Source organism: Pseudomonas sp. S2_A02 (genome assembly GCF_054668495.1).
This window is the reverse complement of the sequence record NZ_CP162776.1, coordinates 6,144,235-6,157,289: the sequence shown is the minus strand read 5'-3', so window position 1 is coordinate 6,157,289 and position 13,055 is coordinate 6,144,235. Positions and strand designations below refer to the sequence as shown.

15 protein-coding genes are annotated in these 13,055 nt (G+C 60.4%); 9 read left to right on the top strand and 6 right to left on the bottom strand.

What is annotated here, in order from left to right; genetic code table 11:
* Positions 1-10 precede the first annotated feature (10 nt).
* Positions 11-1,213 (bottom strand): SfnB family sulfur acquisition oxidoreductase, encoded by a 1,203-nt coding sequence (locus AB4O41_RS28105; RefSeq protein ID WP_460145534.1) that lies wholly within the window; start codon positions 1,211-1,213, stop codon positions 11-13.
* Between the two features lie 155 nt (positions 1,214-1,368).
* Positions 1,369-1,932, bottom strand: coding sequence for a helix-turn-helix domain-containing protein (locus AB4O41_RS28100; protein ID WP_448724523.1), 564 nt, complete (start codon positions 1,930-1,932; stop codon positions 1,369-1,371).
* Between the two features lie 15 nt (positions 1,933-1,947).
* Between AB4O41_RS28100 and AB4O41_RS28095 the strand changes: the two genes are divergently transcribed.
* The 7 genes from AB4O41_RS28095 (at position 1,948) to AB4O41_RS28065 (ending at position 9,267) form a co-directional block, all read left to right on the top strand.
* Complete coding sequence (locus tag AB4O41_RS28095) at positions 1,948-2,955, top strand: DMT family transporter (protein ID WP_460148445.1); 1,008 nt, start codon at positions 1,948-1,950, stop codon at positions 2,953-2,955.
* Positions 2,956-3,191: 236 nt separating this feature from the next.
* Positions 3,192-6,122, top strand: coding sequence for a monovalent cation/H+ antiporter subunit A (locus tag AB4O41_RS28090; RefSeq protein WP_460145533.1), 2,931 nt, complete (start codon positions 3,192-3,194; stop codon positions 6,120-6,122).
* On the top strand, positions 6,122-6,466 hold the full coding sequence (locus AB4O41_RS28085; protein ID WP_008029186.1) for a Na+/H+ antiporter subunit C: 345 nt from the start codon (positions 6,122-6,124) through the stop codon (positions 6,464-6,466). Before AB4O41_RS28090 ends, AB4O41_RS28085 begins: the two co-directional genes overlap by 1 nt.
* Positions 6,463-8,148 carry a monovalent cation/H+ antiporter subunit D gene (locus AB4O41_RS28080; protein WP_460145532.1) on the top strand — a complete coding sequence of 562 codons (1,686 nt, stop codon included), beginning with the start codon at positions 6,463-6,465 and terminating at the stop codon, positions 8,146-8,148. The genes AB4O41_RS28085 and AB4O41_RS28080 overlap by 4 nt, the downstream gene beginning before the upstream one ends.
* Positions 8,145-8,633: a Na+/H+ antiporter subunit E gene (locus AB4O41_RS28075; protein WP_460145531.1), complete on the top strand. Its 489-nt coding sequence runs from the start codon at positions 8,145-8,147 to the stop codon at positions 8,631-8,633. Before AB4O41_RS28080 ends, AB4O41_RS28075 begins: the two co-directional genes overlap by 4 nt.
* On the top strand, positions 8,630-8,908 hold the full coding sequence (locus AB4O41_RS28070) for a K+/H+ antiporter subunit F (protein ID WP_008012107.1): 279 nt from the start codon (positions 8,630-8,632) through the stop codon (positions 8,906-8,908). Before AB4O41_RS28075 ends, AB4O41_RS28070 begins: the two co-directional genes overlap by 4 nt.
* Positions 8,905-9,267: a Na+/H+ antiporter subunit G gene (locus AB4O41_RS28065; protein WP_460145530.1), complete on the top strand. Its 363-nt coding sequence runs from the start codon at positions 8,905-8,907 to the stop codon at positions 9,265-9,267. Before AB4O41_RS28070 ends, AB4O41_RS28065 begins: the two co-directional genes overlap by 4 nt.
* A 124-nt stretch (positions 9,268-9,391) precedes the next feature.
* Here AB4O41_RS28065 and AB4O41_RS28060 read toward each other — a convergent pair whose 3' ends face one another.
* The 4 genes from AB4O41_RS28060 to AB4O41_RS28045 form a co-directional block, all read right to left on the bottom strand.
* A complete protein-coding gene (locus tag AB4O41_RS28060; protein ID WP_123360815.1) occupies positions 9,392-9,829 on the bottom strand; it encodes a DUF3995 domain-containing protein in 438 nt (145 codons plus the stop codon).
* Positions 9,830-10,064: 235 nt separating this feature from the next.
* A complete protein-coding gene (locus AB4O41_RS28055) occupies positions 10,065-11,081 on the bottom strand; it encodes an ABC transporter substrate-binding protein (RefSeq protein WP_460145529.1) in 1,017 nt (338 codons plus the stop codon).
* A gap of 119 nt (positions 11,082-11,200) precedes the next feature.
* Positions 11,201-11,404, bottom strand: coding sequence for a hypothetical protein (locus tag AB4O41_RS28050; protein ID WP_123360817.1), 204 nt, complete (start codon positions 11,402-11,404; stop codon positions 11,201-11,203).
* Positions 11,404-11,874 carry a hypothetical protein gene (locus tag AB4O41_RS28045; RefSeq protein WP_460145528.1) on the bottom strand — a complete coding sequence of 157 codons (471 nt, stop codon included), beginning with the start codon at positions 11,872-11,874 and terminating at the stop codon, positions 11,404-11,406. Before AB4O41_RS28045 ends, AB4O41_RS28050 begins: the two co-directional genes overlap by 1 nt.
* A gap of 409 nt (positions 11,875-12,283) precedes the next feature.
* Here AB4O41_RS28045 and AB4O41_RS28040 point away from each other — a divergent pair, with 409 nt between their 5' ends.
* Together AB4O41_RS28040 and AB4O41_RS28035 are read left to right on the top strand one after the other, a co-directional pair.
* Positions 12,284-12,532: a hypothetical protein gene (locus tag AB4O41_RS28040; RefSeq protein ID WP_460148444.1), complete on the top strand. Its 249-nt coding sequence runs from the start codon at positions 12,284-12,286 to the stop codon at positions 12,530-12,532.
* Between the two features lie 157 nt (positions 12,533-12,689).
* A complete protein-coding gene (locus tag AB4O41_RS28035) occupies positions 12,690-12,920 on the top strand; it encodes a hypothetical protein (protein ID WP_460145527.1) in 231 nt (76 codons plus the stop codon).
* Positions 12,921-13,055: the final 135 nt, after the last annotated feature.

Here is a 13,055-nt window from a genome sequence, read left to right as displayed (position 1 = left end):
GGGTCGCTCCTCAGTTCCAGGCGTGGCGCGCAGGCTTCACGCCGTTGAGCAGATAGTTGCCGATCAAGTGATATTTCCAGCGCGCCGGGTCGTGCAAGGTGTGCGTCCGGGCGTTGCGCCAGTGACGGTCGAGGTTGTACTTGCCGAGCACCGAGCGGGTGCCGGCGAGTTCGAAGAGTTTGCTGCTGGTGAGCAAGGCGATTTCGGCAGAGAGAACTTTCGCCTGGGCGACCACGACCGAGGCGCGGGCAACCGTGTCTTCATTGGCTTTGAGTAACGCGGCGTCGATGGCTTGGCCGGCTTTTTTGAGGATGGCTTCGGTGCCGTGAACCCGCCATTCGAGGTCGCCGATCGCGGCGATGCTGAACGGATCCTGCCAGCCGTGATCCTGCTGGCTGTCGATCCACGGTCGGGCTTCACGAGCGTAGCGCTTGGTTTCTTCCAGGGCGCCGACGGCGATGCCGGTGTCCACCGCAGCCTGAATGATTTGCGAGATCGGGCCGTCGGCGGTGGGTTCGTCGAACGCCTTGTGGGCCGGGATCACCGCGCTCAAAGGCACATTCACCGCGTTCAGGGTCACGCCGCCGCTGGCAGTGGTGCGCTGGCCGAAACCATCCCAGCTGTCGATTACCGTCAACCCGGGATTGTCGCGCTCGATGAAGGCGATGAAAGCTTTGTTCTCTTGATCGACCGCCACTGCCGGCACGATGTGCGCGAACAAGGCGCCGGTGCAGTAGAACTTCTCGCCGTCGATTTGCGCGGTGTCTTTATCGAATCGGATACGGGTTTCAAAGGCACCGGCATTCTTGCTTTTCGATTCGGAGAAGGCGTTGCCGAAACGGTAGCCCTGCAGGACTTTGCCAAAGTAATAGCGCTTCTGCGCTTCGGTGGCGGTTTGCAGCAGGATATCGAGCACGCCCAGATGGTTTTGCGGGATCTGGCCGAGGGACGGGTCGGCGGCGGAAATGATCTTGATCACTTCGGCGACCGTCACGTAGGACACGCCGGCACCGCCGTATTCTTTGGGAATGGTGATGCCCCATAAACCACTGGCGGAGAACTCGTCGAGTTCGGCGACCGGCAGACGTCGCTCGCGGTCACGAGCACTGGCCTCGATAGTGAAGCGCGCGGCGAGCTTGTGAGCGACGGCAATCGCCTCGGCGTCCGAGTGGATCACATGGGCGGTTTGCAAGGGTTGGGCAGAGGCTGTCATGGGCCGACTCCGGGATTCTGGTGAATGCCGAGAGCTTTTGCAGGAGTCGTGCCTGAAATTAAATTTGTTTTATTTCAATAGGTTAATTAACTATCCGAGAAACACTTGCAGCTTTAAAACAGCAAAGTGCTTATCCAGTGTTGGTCGGCAAACAGTCAGATCACCACATTACGCACAAACCGCGCCGCCACTTCCCCGTCGTTGCGATAGGAATGGGGCTGGTTGCTGGCGAACATGAAGAACTCACCAGCGGCGATTTTCTGTGGCTGGTCGCCGAGCATCAGGGTCAGGCAACCTTCGAACACATAGAGCTGTTCGCTCCAGCCTTCCGCATCCGGTTCCGATGGGTAATGTTCGCCCGGTTCGAGGCGCCATTCCCACAGTTCAACTTCGCGGGTGGCGGTGGCTTTCGACAACAGCACCGCTTTACTGCCGGGGATGGTGCCGGCCCAGGCCAGTTCGTTGATGCGACTCGGGTCGCGGGCGTCGGGAGCCTGGATCAAGTCGCTGAAGGCTACATCCAGCGCTTCGGCCACGCGGTCGAGGGTGGTCAGGCTGACGTTCTTCTCGCCGGCCTCGATGGCCACCAGCATCCGGCGGCTGACCCCGGACTTTTCGGCCAAAGCGGTCTGGCTCATGTCGGCGGCGTGGCGCAGACGTCGAACGTTCTGGCTGACGTGCTGGAGAACCGAAGCCCGTTGGGTGGAATCTTTGTGCACTATATTGCTCACTTGATGGTGTTGCGCAGTATACTGCCCAACTTCCGGCGCATTGTGCGTCTCCCTCAGGTAGCGCGCAAGGTCATGACGTCGGTGAACTCCTCCCCTGCTTCCTCCCGTTTCTCACGGTTCAGCAAAGCTGAGTGCGTGTTGGTGCTGATCACCATGGTCTGGGGCGGGACCTTTTTGCTGGTGCAGCACGCGATGACCGTCAGCGGGCCGATGTTTTTCGTCGGTCTGCGTTTTGCGGCGGCGGCAAGCATCGTTGCCCTGTTCTCCTGGCGTCATCTGCGCGCACTGACCCTGTTCGAACTCAAGGCCGGGTCGTTCATCGGCGTGGCGATCATGCTCGGTTATGGCTTGCAGACCGTGGGTTTGCAGAGCATTCCCAGTAGCCAGTCGGCGTTTATTACGGCGCTGTATGTGCCATTCGTGCCGTTGCTGCAATGGCTGGTGCTGGGTCGGCGGCCGGGGTTGATGCCGAGCATCGGGATCATGCTGGCCTTTACCGGGTTGATGCTGCTGTCGGGACCTGCCGGCGCTTCGTTTAATTTCAGCCCTGGTGAAATCGCCACATTGATCAGCGCCGTGGCGATTGCGGCGGAGATCATTTTGATCAGCACCTATGCCGGCCAGGTCGACGTGCGCCGGGTGACGGTGGTGCAACTGGCGGTGACTGCGGTGCTGGCCTTTTTGATGGTGGTGCCGACTCAGGAGGTGATTCCGGGGTTCTCCTGGTTGTTGTTGTGCAGCGCACTGGGCCTGGGCGCGGCGAGTGCGGCGATTCAGGTGGCGATGAACTGGGCGCAGAAGAGTGTTTCGCCGACGCGGGCGACGCTGATCTATGCCGGGGAGCCGGTGTGGGCCGGGATTGTCGGGCGAATTGCCGGGGAGCGGTTGCCGGCGATTGCGTTGGTCGGGGCGGGATTGATTGTGGCGGCGGTGATTGTCAGTGAGTTGAAGACTAAGGGTAAGGTGGTTCTTGAGGTTGAAGACGATCTGGATCGCGAAGCCGAGCACTGATCGTTCCCACGCTCTGCGTGGGAATGCAGCCCGGGACGCTCCGCGTCCCAAGAGCGGACGCAGAGCGTCCATTGAGGCATTCCCACGCGGGAGCGTGGGAACGATCGATAGCGATCTGAAACAAGAAAAAACAGGAATTTTCCGTTTACCTTGTAGGATTCTGCGACAGCTTGGCGTTTGGTGATCCGGGAGCTGGCACGTATGATGCTTAACAAACTTCCGCAGATTAGAAGCCTATGTCCCTGATAGTTCTACTGCTTCTGCCTTTTATCGGCAGCTGTCTGGCAGCCTTGCTGCCGCACAACGCGCGTAATACCGAATCGCTGTTGGCTGGCGTGGTGGCCCTGATCGGCACCGTCCAGGTCGCCCTCTTGTACCCGCAAATCGCCCATGGCGGCGTGATTCGCGAAGAATTCTTCTGGCTACCTAGCCTGGGCCTGAACTTCGTTCTGCGCATGGACGGTTTTGCCTGGCTGTTCTCGATGCTGGTGCTGGGCATCGGCACGCTGGTTTCTCTGTACGCCCGCTACTACATGTCGCCGGACGATCCGGTGCCGCGGTTCTTCGCGTTTTTTCTGGCGTTCATGGGCGCCATGCTCGGGTTGGTAATCTCCGGCAACCTGATCCAGATCGTGTTTTTCTGGGAGCTGACCAGCCTCTTCTCATTCCTGCTGATCGGCTACTGGCACCACCGCGCCGATGCGCGACGTGGCGCCTATATGGCGTTGATGGTCACCGGTGCCGGCGGCCTGTGTTTGCTGGCGGGGGTCATGCTGCTCGGCCATGTGGTCGGCAGCTATGACCTGGACAAGGTCCTGGCCGCCGGCGAGCTGATTCGCGCACATGCCCTCTACCCTATTCTGCTTCCCCTGATCCTGATCGGCGCCCTGAGCAAAAGTGCGCAGTTCCCCTTCCACTTCTGGCTGCCCCACGCCATGGCGGCGCCGACACCGGTTTCGGCGTATCTGCACTCGGCGACCATGGTCAAGGCCGGGGTCTTCCTGCTCGCACGCCTGTGGCCGTCGCTGTCCGGCAGTGAAGAATGGTTCTACATCGTCAGCGGGGCCGGCGCCTGCACCCTGTTGCTCGGCGCTTATTGTGCGATGTTCCAGAACGACCTCAAGGGCCTGCTGGCTTACTCGACCATCAGCCATCTGGGCCTGATCACTTTGCTGCTGGGGCTGAACAGTCCGCTGGCCGCCGTGGCCGCGGTGTTCCACATTCTCAACCACGCCACCTTCAAAGCCTCTCTGTTCATGGCTGCGGGGATCATCGACCACGAAAGCGGCACCCGGGACATTCGCAAACTCAGCGGCCTTATCAAACTGATCCCGTTCACCGCCACCCTGGCCATGGTCGCCAGTGCCTCCATGGCCGGCGTACCGCTGCTCAACGGTTTCCTGTCGAAAGAGATGTTCTTCGCCGAAACCGTGTTCATCAACGCGACAGCCTGGATCGAGATGACCCTGCCCATCGTCGCGACCATCGCCGGGACGTTCAGCGTGGCCTATTCCCTGCGCTTCACGGTCGATGTGTTCTTCGGCCCGACCGCCACCGACCTGCCGCACACCCCGCACGAGCCGCCACGCTGGATGCGCGCGCCGGTGGAATTGCTGGTGTTCACCTGTCTGGTGGTGGGGATCTTCCCGGCGCAAGTGGTCGGCCCGTTGCTCGCGGCGGCGGCATTACCGGTGGTGGGCGGCACGCTGCCCGAGTACAGCCTGGCGATCTGGCACGGCTGGAACGCGCCGATGATCATGAGTCTGATCGCCATGTCATGCGGCATCACCCTCTATCTGCTGCTGCGCAATCAGCTCAAGCGCGGCCGCTTCACGCACCCGCCGGTGATCAGCCACTTCAATGGCAAGCGCCTGTTCGAGCGCAGCCTGGTGATCATGATGCGCCTGGCCCGACGTCTGGAGCGGCGGATCAGTACCCGACGCCTGCAAACCCAGCTGTTTCTGGTGGTGCTCGCCGCGGTGCTGGCCGGGTTGATCCCGATGCTGCACAGCAGCCTGAGCTGGGGCGACCGGCCGAAGATTCAGGGCTCGATCGTGTTCGTGATCCTCTGGCTGCTGGCGATTGCCTGCGCCCTTGGTGCGGCATGGCAAGCCAAGTATCACCGGCTCGCTGCCCTGACCATGGTCAGCGTCTGCGGCTTGATGACCTGCGTGACCTTCGTCTGGTTCTCGGCGCCGGACCTGGCCCTGACGCAACTGGCAGTGGAAGTGGTGACCACGGTGTTGATCCTCCTCGGTCTGCGCTGGCTGCCGCGACGGATCGAAGAGGTCTCGCCGTTGCCGAGCAGCCTGCGCAAGGCGCGGGTGCGGAGGGTTCGCGACCTTGCGCTGTCGATCGCGGTCGGTGGCGGCATGGCGTTGCTGTCCTACGCGATGCTGACCCGCCAGACGCCCAACGACATTTCCTCGTTCTACCTCAGTCGCGCACTGCCCGAAGGTGGCGGCAGCAACGTGGTCAACGTGATGCTGGTGGACTTCCGTGGCTTCGACACCCTCGGCGAAATCACCGTGCTGGTGGCGGTGGCCCTGGCCGTGTTCGCTCTGCTGCGACGTTTCCGCCCACCGAAAGAAAGCCTGCAGCTGCCGGCCCAACAGCGCTTGCTGGCACCCGACGTGGTCACCGATCTGGTCAACCCGCGTCACGCCAGCGACACCGCGCTCGGTTTCATGATGGTGCCAGCGGTGCTGGTCCGTCTGCTGCTGCCGATTGCGTTTGTGGTGTCGGTCTACCTGTTCATGCGCGGGCACAATCAACCGGGTGGCGGTTTCGTCGCCGGTCTGGTGATGTCGGTGGCGTTCATCCTGCAATACATGGTCGCCGGCACCCAGTGGGTCGAGGCGCAAATGAGCCTGCGACCGCTGCGCTGGATGGGCACCGGGCTGCTGGTCGCCACGGTCACCGGGCTCGGGGCGATGGCGGCTGGCTATCCATTCCTCACCACCCACACCTGGCATTTCACATTGCCGCCGCTGGGCGATATTCACATCGCCAGCGCGCTGTTCTTCGACATTGGCGTGTACGCCGTGGTGGTCGGTTCGACACTGTTGATCCTCACCGCCCTCGCCCACCAATCGGTACGCGGTCATAAAACCAGCGCGCAACCCAAGCCCACGGCCAAAGCGGCTGCCACGCAAGGAGCCATCTGATGGAAGAAGTCATCGCAATCGCCATCGGTGTGTTGGCCGCGTCCGGCGTGTGGCTGGTGCTGCGGCCACGGACGTTCCAGGTGGTCATGGGCCTGTGCCTGCTGTCCTACGGCGTCAACCTGTTCATCTTCAGCATGGGCAGCCTGTTCATCGGCAAGGAGCCGAACATCAAGGACGGCGTGCCTCAGGATTTGCTGCACTACACCGACCCGCTGCCGCAAGCGTTGGTGCTGACCGCGATCGTCATCAGTTTCGCCATGACCGCGCTGTTCCTGGTGGTGCTGCTCGCCTCTCGGGGCCTGACCGGCACCGACCATGTGGATGGCCGGGAGCCTAAAGAATGAATCCGATGGCGCACCTGATCGCTGCTCCGATTCTGCTACCGCTGCTGACCGCCGCGGTGATGCTGATGCTGGGCGAGAAACACCGTCCGTTAAAGGCCAAAATCAATCTGTTCTCCAGCCTGCTGGGGCTGGGCATTGCCGTGATGTTGCTGCAATGGACGCAAACCACCGGCGTGCCCGGCTCCATCGGTGTGTACCTGCCGGGCAACTGGCAGGTGCCGTTCGGCATTGTGCTGGTGGTCGATCGTTTGTCGGCGCTGATGCTGGTGCTGACCGGGATCATCGGCGTCAGCGCCCTGCTGTTCGCCATGGCCCGCTGGGACGGCGCCGGTTCGAGTTTCCACGCGCTGTTTCAGATTCAGTTGATGGGCCTGTACGGCGCCTTCCTGACGGCGGACCTGTTCAACCTGTTCGTGTTTTTCGAAGTGCTGCTGGCCGCTTCCTACGGGCTGATGCTGCACGGTTCGGGCCGGGCGCGGGTGTCGTCGGGGCTGCATTACATCTCGATCAACCTGCTGGCCTCGTCGCTGTTTCTGATTGGCGCGGCGTTGATCTACGGCGTCACCGGCACGCTGAACATGGCCGACCTGGCGCTGAAAATCCCGCTGGTGCCGGAAGCCGATCGCGGCTTGCTGCATGCCGGCGCGGCAATTCTGGCGGTGGCATTCCTGGCCAAGGCCGGGATGTGGCCACTGAATTTCTGGCTGGTGCCGGCCTATTCCGCGGCCAGCGCGCCGGTGGCGGCGATGTTCGCGATCATGACCAAGGTCGGCGTCTACACCTTGCTGCGCCTGTGGACGCTGCTGTTCTCCGGGCAGGCCGGGGCATCCGCGTACTTCGGTGGCGACTGGCTGATCTACGGCGGCATGGCGACCATCGTCTGCGCCGCCGTGGCGATTCTCGCCGCGCAACGCCTGGAACGCATGGCCAGCCTGAGCATTCTGGTGTCGGCAGGCATTCTGTTGTCGGCCATCGGTTTCGCCCAGCCGAACCTGATTGGCGCGGCGCTGTTCTATCTGGTCAGCTCGACCCTGGCCTTGAGTGCGCTGTTCCTGCTGGCCGAGTTGATCGAGCGCTCGCGTTCGGCCAACGAAATGCCGCTGTTCGATGACGGCGAGTTGCTTCCCCGGCCCCTGGAGTCTTTGCAACCGCCCAAAGGCTTCAACCTCGATGACGACCGCAAAGCCGTGGTCGGCCAGGTGATTCCCTGGACCATGGCATTCCTCGGTTTGAGCTTCATCGCCTGCGCCCTGCTGATCATCGGTATGCCGCCGCTTTCAGGGTTTATCGGCAAACTCAGTCTGCTCAGCGCCCTGCTCAATCCGCTGGGTCTGGGTAATGGCAGCGACGAACCGATATCGAATGGTGCATGGGGTTTGCTCGTCCTGTTGATTCTGTCCGGTCTGGCCTCGCTGATCGCTTTTTCGCGTTTGGGCATCCAGCGTTTCTGGACCCCACAAGAGCGGCCGTCGCCATTACTACGGCGCTTGGAATGCGTGCCGATCGTCATTTTGCTGGGGCTGAGCATTGCGCTGACGTTCAAGGCTGAACCGCTGCTGCGCTACACCCAAGCGGCGGCCGATGCATTGAACAACCCGCAGCAATACGTGATGGCGGTGCTCGATACCCGTGTGATTCCAGGCCCGCAAGCCAAGACAGCGCTGCTGGAGGTGCAACCATGAAGCGTCTGTTTCCTGCTCCGTGGCTGTCGCTGGCGTTGTGGCTACTGTGGCTGGTATTGAACCTGTCGATGAGCCCCGGCAATCTGCTGCTGGGCGCCATGCTGGGGTTCTGCGCGCCATTGATGATGCGCAAGCTGCGGCCGCTGCCGATCCGCATTCGTCGTCCCGGGGTGATCCTGCGTTTGTTCTTGCTGGTCGGGCGCGACGTGCTCGTGTCCAACCTCGCCGTGGCCTGGGGCGTGCTCAACGCGGGCCGTCGTGCGCCTCGCTCGCGGTTCATCAAGGTGCCGCTGGACTTGCGCGATGCCAATGGCCTGGCGGCGCTGTCGATGATCTGCACGGTAGTGCCCGGCACAGTCTGGTCGGAGCTGGCGCTGGATCGCAGCATTCTGTTGCTGCACGTCTTCGATCTGGATGACGAAAACCAATTCATCCAGCACTTCAAGACGACCTACGAGCGCCCCTTGATGGAGATCTTCGAATGAGCGCATTGCTGTCGAACGCGATCCTGCTGAGCCTGTTCATCTTTTCAATGGCGATGATTCTGACCCTGATCCGGCTGTTCAAGGGCCCGTCGGCCCAGGACCGGGTTCTGGCCCTGGATTACCTGTACATCATCGCCATGCTGATGATGCTCGCGCTGGGCATTCGTTATGCCAGTGACACTTACTTCGAGGCGGCGCTGCTGATAGCCCTGTTCGGCTTCGTCGGCTCGTTTGCCCTGGCCAAATTCCTGCTGCGTGGCGAGGTGATCGAATGAGGCCTGAACTGTCTCTTTGGGTGGAAATCGCGGTGGCGATTCTGCTGGTGCTGAGCAGCCTGTTTACGCTGATCGGCGCGGTCGGGCTGCTGCGGATGAAGGATTATTTCCAGCGCATGCACCCGCCGGCGCTGGCCTCGACCTTGGGCGCGTGGTGCGTGGCATTGGCTTCGATCATTTACTTTTCGGCGCTCAACTCGGCGCCGGTACTGCATGCCTGGCTGATTCCGGTTCTATTGTCGATCACCGTGCCGGTGACCACGCTATTGCTGGCCCGGGCGGCGCTGTTTCGCAAGCGCATGGCGGGGGATGATGTGCCGGCGGAGGTGAGTAGTCGGCGGACGGAAACGGGGAGTTAAGTTCAGAAGTTTTGTTGATTGGGCGGGCCTCATCGCGAGCAGGCTCGCTCCCACATTGGATCTTCCGTGTTCACAACATCCCTGAGGGAGCGAGCCTGCTCGCGATGGCAACAGTCCGGTCGACTCAAATCCAGGCGACTGCCAACAACCCGGCCCCCAACACCACACACAACGGCGAATACGCCCACGTATCCAGCCGGGCAAATCTCGAGCCCTTCTCCTGCTTGAAGAACCCCACCAAATTCGAATCGCCGATCGCCCGGGCGAACATCAGCATCGCGATCGCGCTGATCACCCATTGCAGCGACCAATGATGCACCGTAGGCAGATACAGCCCCACCCGCAGGCACACCAGCATCGCGATCAGCAGTAAACCCACCGCCACCAGCAACGTGGCAAAGCCCGAGGGCTTGAACGCGGGCCTTGATGCCTCACCGCCCTCCCCGGGTACGCGCGGCACCACCGCCTCGCTACCCCACTTGCCACCCGCCGCCCAGTACAGATGGACCAGGCTGATCAATAAAAAGATTGCTGCAATCCATTGCGCGACCAAAAGGCTCATATTCAGAGATCCAGCGTGAAATGTCGCAGCAGGATGAACTTCCTTGCGCGTTTTTGTAAGGGTATTCGCTATAAACGGTAACTCTGCTGCAAACACGATTAAAAGCGCTCCCCCGTAGAGCTGCCGCAGGCTGCGATCTTTTGATCTTTTTTTTCAAGCCAGGGCAAAAGATCGCAGCCTGCGGCAGCTCGGGGTTTATGTACACCCGAGAATTCCCAGGCGTACATAAATCGGTTTATTTCAGGGCGGCAGAGACTTTGTCTGCCACATCCTTCGGCACCCAGGCCTGCCACACGTCAGGGTGCGCCTTCATGAACGCCTCTGCCGCTTGACGTGGCGGGGTGTGTTTTTCGCTCATGTCAGCCAGGGCCTTGTTCAGCGCATCGATCGGCAAATCGACCTTGGTGAAGAACTCGACAATCTGCGGGTATTGTTTCTGAAATGGCGTGGACACGCCGATGGACAGCTTCGAGGGCAGCGAGCGAGTCGGTTTCGGATTGGGGTTGTCCGCGTCGGTCAGGGTTTTCCAGGCTTCGGCGTCGAACGGTGGCTCTTGCAGCTGAATCAGCTTGAAACGACCGAGCAATGGTGTCGGCGACCAGTAATAGAACAGCACCGGCTTGCCGCGACGAATCGACGAACTGATCTCTGCGTCCAGCGCCGCCCCCGAACCACTGCGAAAGTTCACGTAGCTGTCGTCCAGCCCATACGCCTTGAGCTTCTGCTTGTTGACCACCTCCGACGTCCAGCCGATCGGGCTGTTCAGAAAGCGCCCCTTGCCCGGGGTTTCCGGGTCTTTGAACACGTCTTTGTAGCGTGGCAGATCACTGATACTGCGCAGATCCGGCGCCAGCGGCTTGATGCCCTTGGCCGGGTCGCCCTTGATCACATACTCCGGCACCCACCAGCCCTCGGTGGCACCCTTGACCGTATCGCCCAGGGCCGCGACTTTGCCCTCGGCCTCAGCCTTGACCCAGACCGGGCTGCGACCGGCCCATTCTTCGCCAATGACCTGAATGTCATTGTTGGCCAATGCGGTCTCCAGGGTAATCGTCGTCCCCGGCAAGGTGTCGGTCGGCAAGCCATAGCCCTTCTCGACAATGATCCGCAGGATATCGGTGATCAGGCTGCCGCTTTCCCAGTTCAGGTCGGCGAAGTGAATCGGCGTCTGGGCAGCGAACACCGGAACGGGTGAAGCCAATAAACCGAACGTGGCCAGGGTAGCGGCCAGTAACCGTCGAAATCCCTTCATGCTTATGCACCTCGCACTGTTCACAGCAATAGCAGGATGGCCTGACAAAGAAGACCGCAAGCCTCTGAATACTCAGTCATCTGACTGTAGTTGAGGTTCCTGCTTTCGAGGGGCGAGGATTAATTTTCGGAAGGTTCCTGCAAGCGCGCAAGCTCTCTTCTGACCATGCTGGCGTACGCCGCCGGACGCAACAGGTAGATCTGTGACGCCACCCAACTCAGCCAGGCTCCCTGCAGAACGGCCTTTTGAGCCAACAAGCGCTGCGCCTCGGCGTGGGCACTGGCCTGGTTCTGTTCGTGGAAATCGGCGCGGGTCAGGGTCATTACTCGCTGGCCTTGAAGGTCACCAGTTCACCTTTACGCCACTTGGCGGCCTTGGCGGTCACGGCTTTCAGGGTTTTGGTCAGGCCTTCCTGCAATTGTTGATGGGCCGCGAACACCATCACTACGCTATGACCTTCCTTGAACACAATGCCGTGGCCGTCTGCGGCGGTCACGAACGCGTAATCCCCCAGCCCATACACCGTCAGCTTGATTTCGCGGAACTTGATGTCCAGCTTGCCGCCTTCGCGACTGGGCAGTACGGAGGCGCTGAAATGATCGCCGACCTTGAGTTTAAGTCCTGGTTTGTCATCCACCACCAGCGCTGATTCAGTGTCGAGTTCGGCAATGTAAATGCCTTCGGCGTTCTGTTCGGTGATGTAGACGAAACGTGACTGAAACTGTTTAACCAGCTTTGCGCGCAAATCACCCAGTACAAACAAAGCATGCATATCGAGATTACTTACTGCCAAGGAAACATCCCCACATCTGAAAATGACGCCGTACGCGGGAAACGCGCACAGCAGAAAAAAGCGGCAATGCCGAGGTGTAGCCAAATGACCCGGGTCGAATCCTGGAATGAGCAGAGGGCTCATTCATCGCGAGGTTTGAGAAGATTACTGGAACATCCCTCACGTCGTCTTGCCTGGCGGTCGTCAGATGTTGAAGGAAAACGCCCTTCTGACGGCCAGAGAAAACCGGATTACCAACTTTAGGGAAAAATCTCTTTAAAAAAGCACTTTTCCGACATATCGCCAGTAAAAAATTGCTTTAGATGGGCATCAATCGCCAACCATTGATGGCGATTCTAGAGCAGCCATGCTCACCGAGACTACCCATAACAACGTACACACGTCGGTAAAACCACGAAAAGGACTTCATATGTGCACACTGACTCACTTTGCCCAGCTTCACACACGGCACACAAACGGCTCGTCACCTCTGCATTCGAGGGTGCTCCGCCAGCAGGACTTCCTGCCTGAAGAGCGTCTGCTCCCGCGTTTCCGGGTGATATTGGCCGGCAACGCCTTTTTCCACATCAGGGAAATATCCACCGGACGTGTAAGAGGTTTCCGCGGCAATCATAACGAAGCCTGCGCCCTTGCCCGCTCACTCGAGGCAAGCAGTTGAGGTACCTCCAGCATTCACTTCCATAGACGTTTCGTCACACCGGCGACTTAACTCAGCCGCCGGCAGGCAACTACTGCCATACTGCCCGACCAATGAAACCCGTCCCCAGGACGGACGGCATTCAACACAACAACTATTTCCAAGGGAAGACTGCTACGTGACGGAATTTGATATCGGTGAATTTTTTATCCGGGGCGAAGCCAGAGAGGTCGAAGGCGAATTCCAGGCAGTCATTATCATGCGCGCCAAACCGCCGTTGACCACTGTGACGTATCACCAGGTCGAAAAGGATCGCTGGTTCAAGACCGCGGATGTCGCGACCATCGCCGCCCAGGAAGCCGCGAAAGCCCTGAAGCTTGCCGTCGATGAAGGGGCATTGAAAGCCTGAGACGGATGTCGACGACGCTCAGGTACTAGCGGGGGCCAGCGCGATGTTCATGGTCGCCAGCGCAGCGAGTCAGGCCTGAACAGCCTACATCCCGGCCTGAAGTGTCTGCGGCGTGCCAGCCTTGCACAGATAGCA

Excerpts from the sequence above, each read along its gene's own strand:
- AB4O41_RS28040 (WP_460148444.1), top strand. The coding sequence starts at position 12,284 with ATGTGCACACTGACTCACTTTGCCCAGCTTCACACACGGCACACAAAC.
- AB4O41_RS28070 (WP_008012107.1), top strand. The coding sequence starts at position 8,630 with ATGAGCGCATTGCTGTCGAACGCGATCCTGCTGAGCCTGTTCATCTTT.
- AB4O41_RS28090 (WP_460145533.1), top strand. The coding sequence starts at position 3,192 with ATGTCCCTGATAGTTCTACTGCTTCTGCCTTTTATCGGCAGCTGTCTG.
- AB4O41_RS28080 (WP_460145532.1), top strand. The coding sequence starts at position 6,463 with ATGAATCCGATGGCGCACCTGATCGCTGCTCCGATTCTGCTACCGCTG.
- AB4O41_RS28050 (WP_123360817.1), bottom strand. The coding sequence starts at position 11,404 with ATGACCCTGACCCGCGCCGATTTCCACGAACAGAACCAGGCCAGTGCC.
- AB4O41_RS28065 (WP_460145530.1), top strand. The coding sequence starts at position 8,905 with ATGAGGCCTGAACTGTCTCTTTGGGTGGAAATCGCGGTGGCGATTCTG.
- AB4O41_RS28060 (WP_123360815.1), bottom strand. The coding sequence starts at position 9,829 with ATGAGCCTTTTGGTCGCGCAATGGATTGCAGCAATCTTTTTATTGATC.
- AB4O41_RS28095 (WP_460148445.1), top strand. The coding sequence starts at position 1,948 with ATGGTGTTGCGCAGTATACTGCCCAACTTCCGGCGCATTGTGCGTCTC.
- AB4O41_RS28105 (WP_460145534.1), bottom strand. The coding sequence starts at position 1,213 with ATGACAGCCTCTGCCCAACCCTTGCAAACCGCCCATGTGATCCACTCG.
- AB4O41_RS28075 (WP_460145531.1), top strand. The coding sequence starts at position 8,145 with ATGAAGCGTCTGTTTCCTGCTCCGTGGCTGTCGCTGGCGTTGTGGCTA.
- AB4O41_RS28055 (WP_460145529.1), bottom strand. The coding sequence starts at position 11,081 with ATGAAGGGATTTCGACGGTTACTGGCCGCTACCCTGGCCACGTTCGGT.
- AB4O41_RS28085 (WP_008029186.1), top strand. The coding sequence starts at position 6,122 with ATGGAAGAAGTCATCGCAATCGCCATCGGTGTGTTGGCCGCGTCCGGC.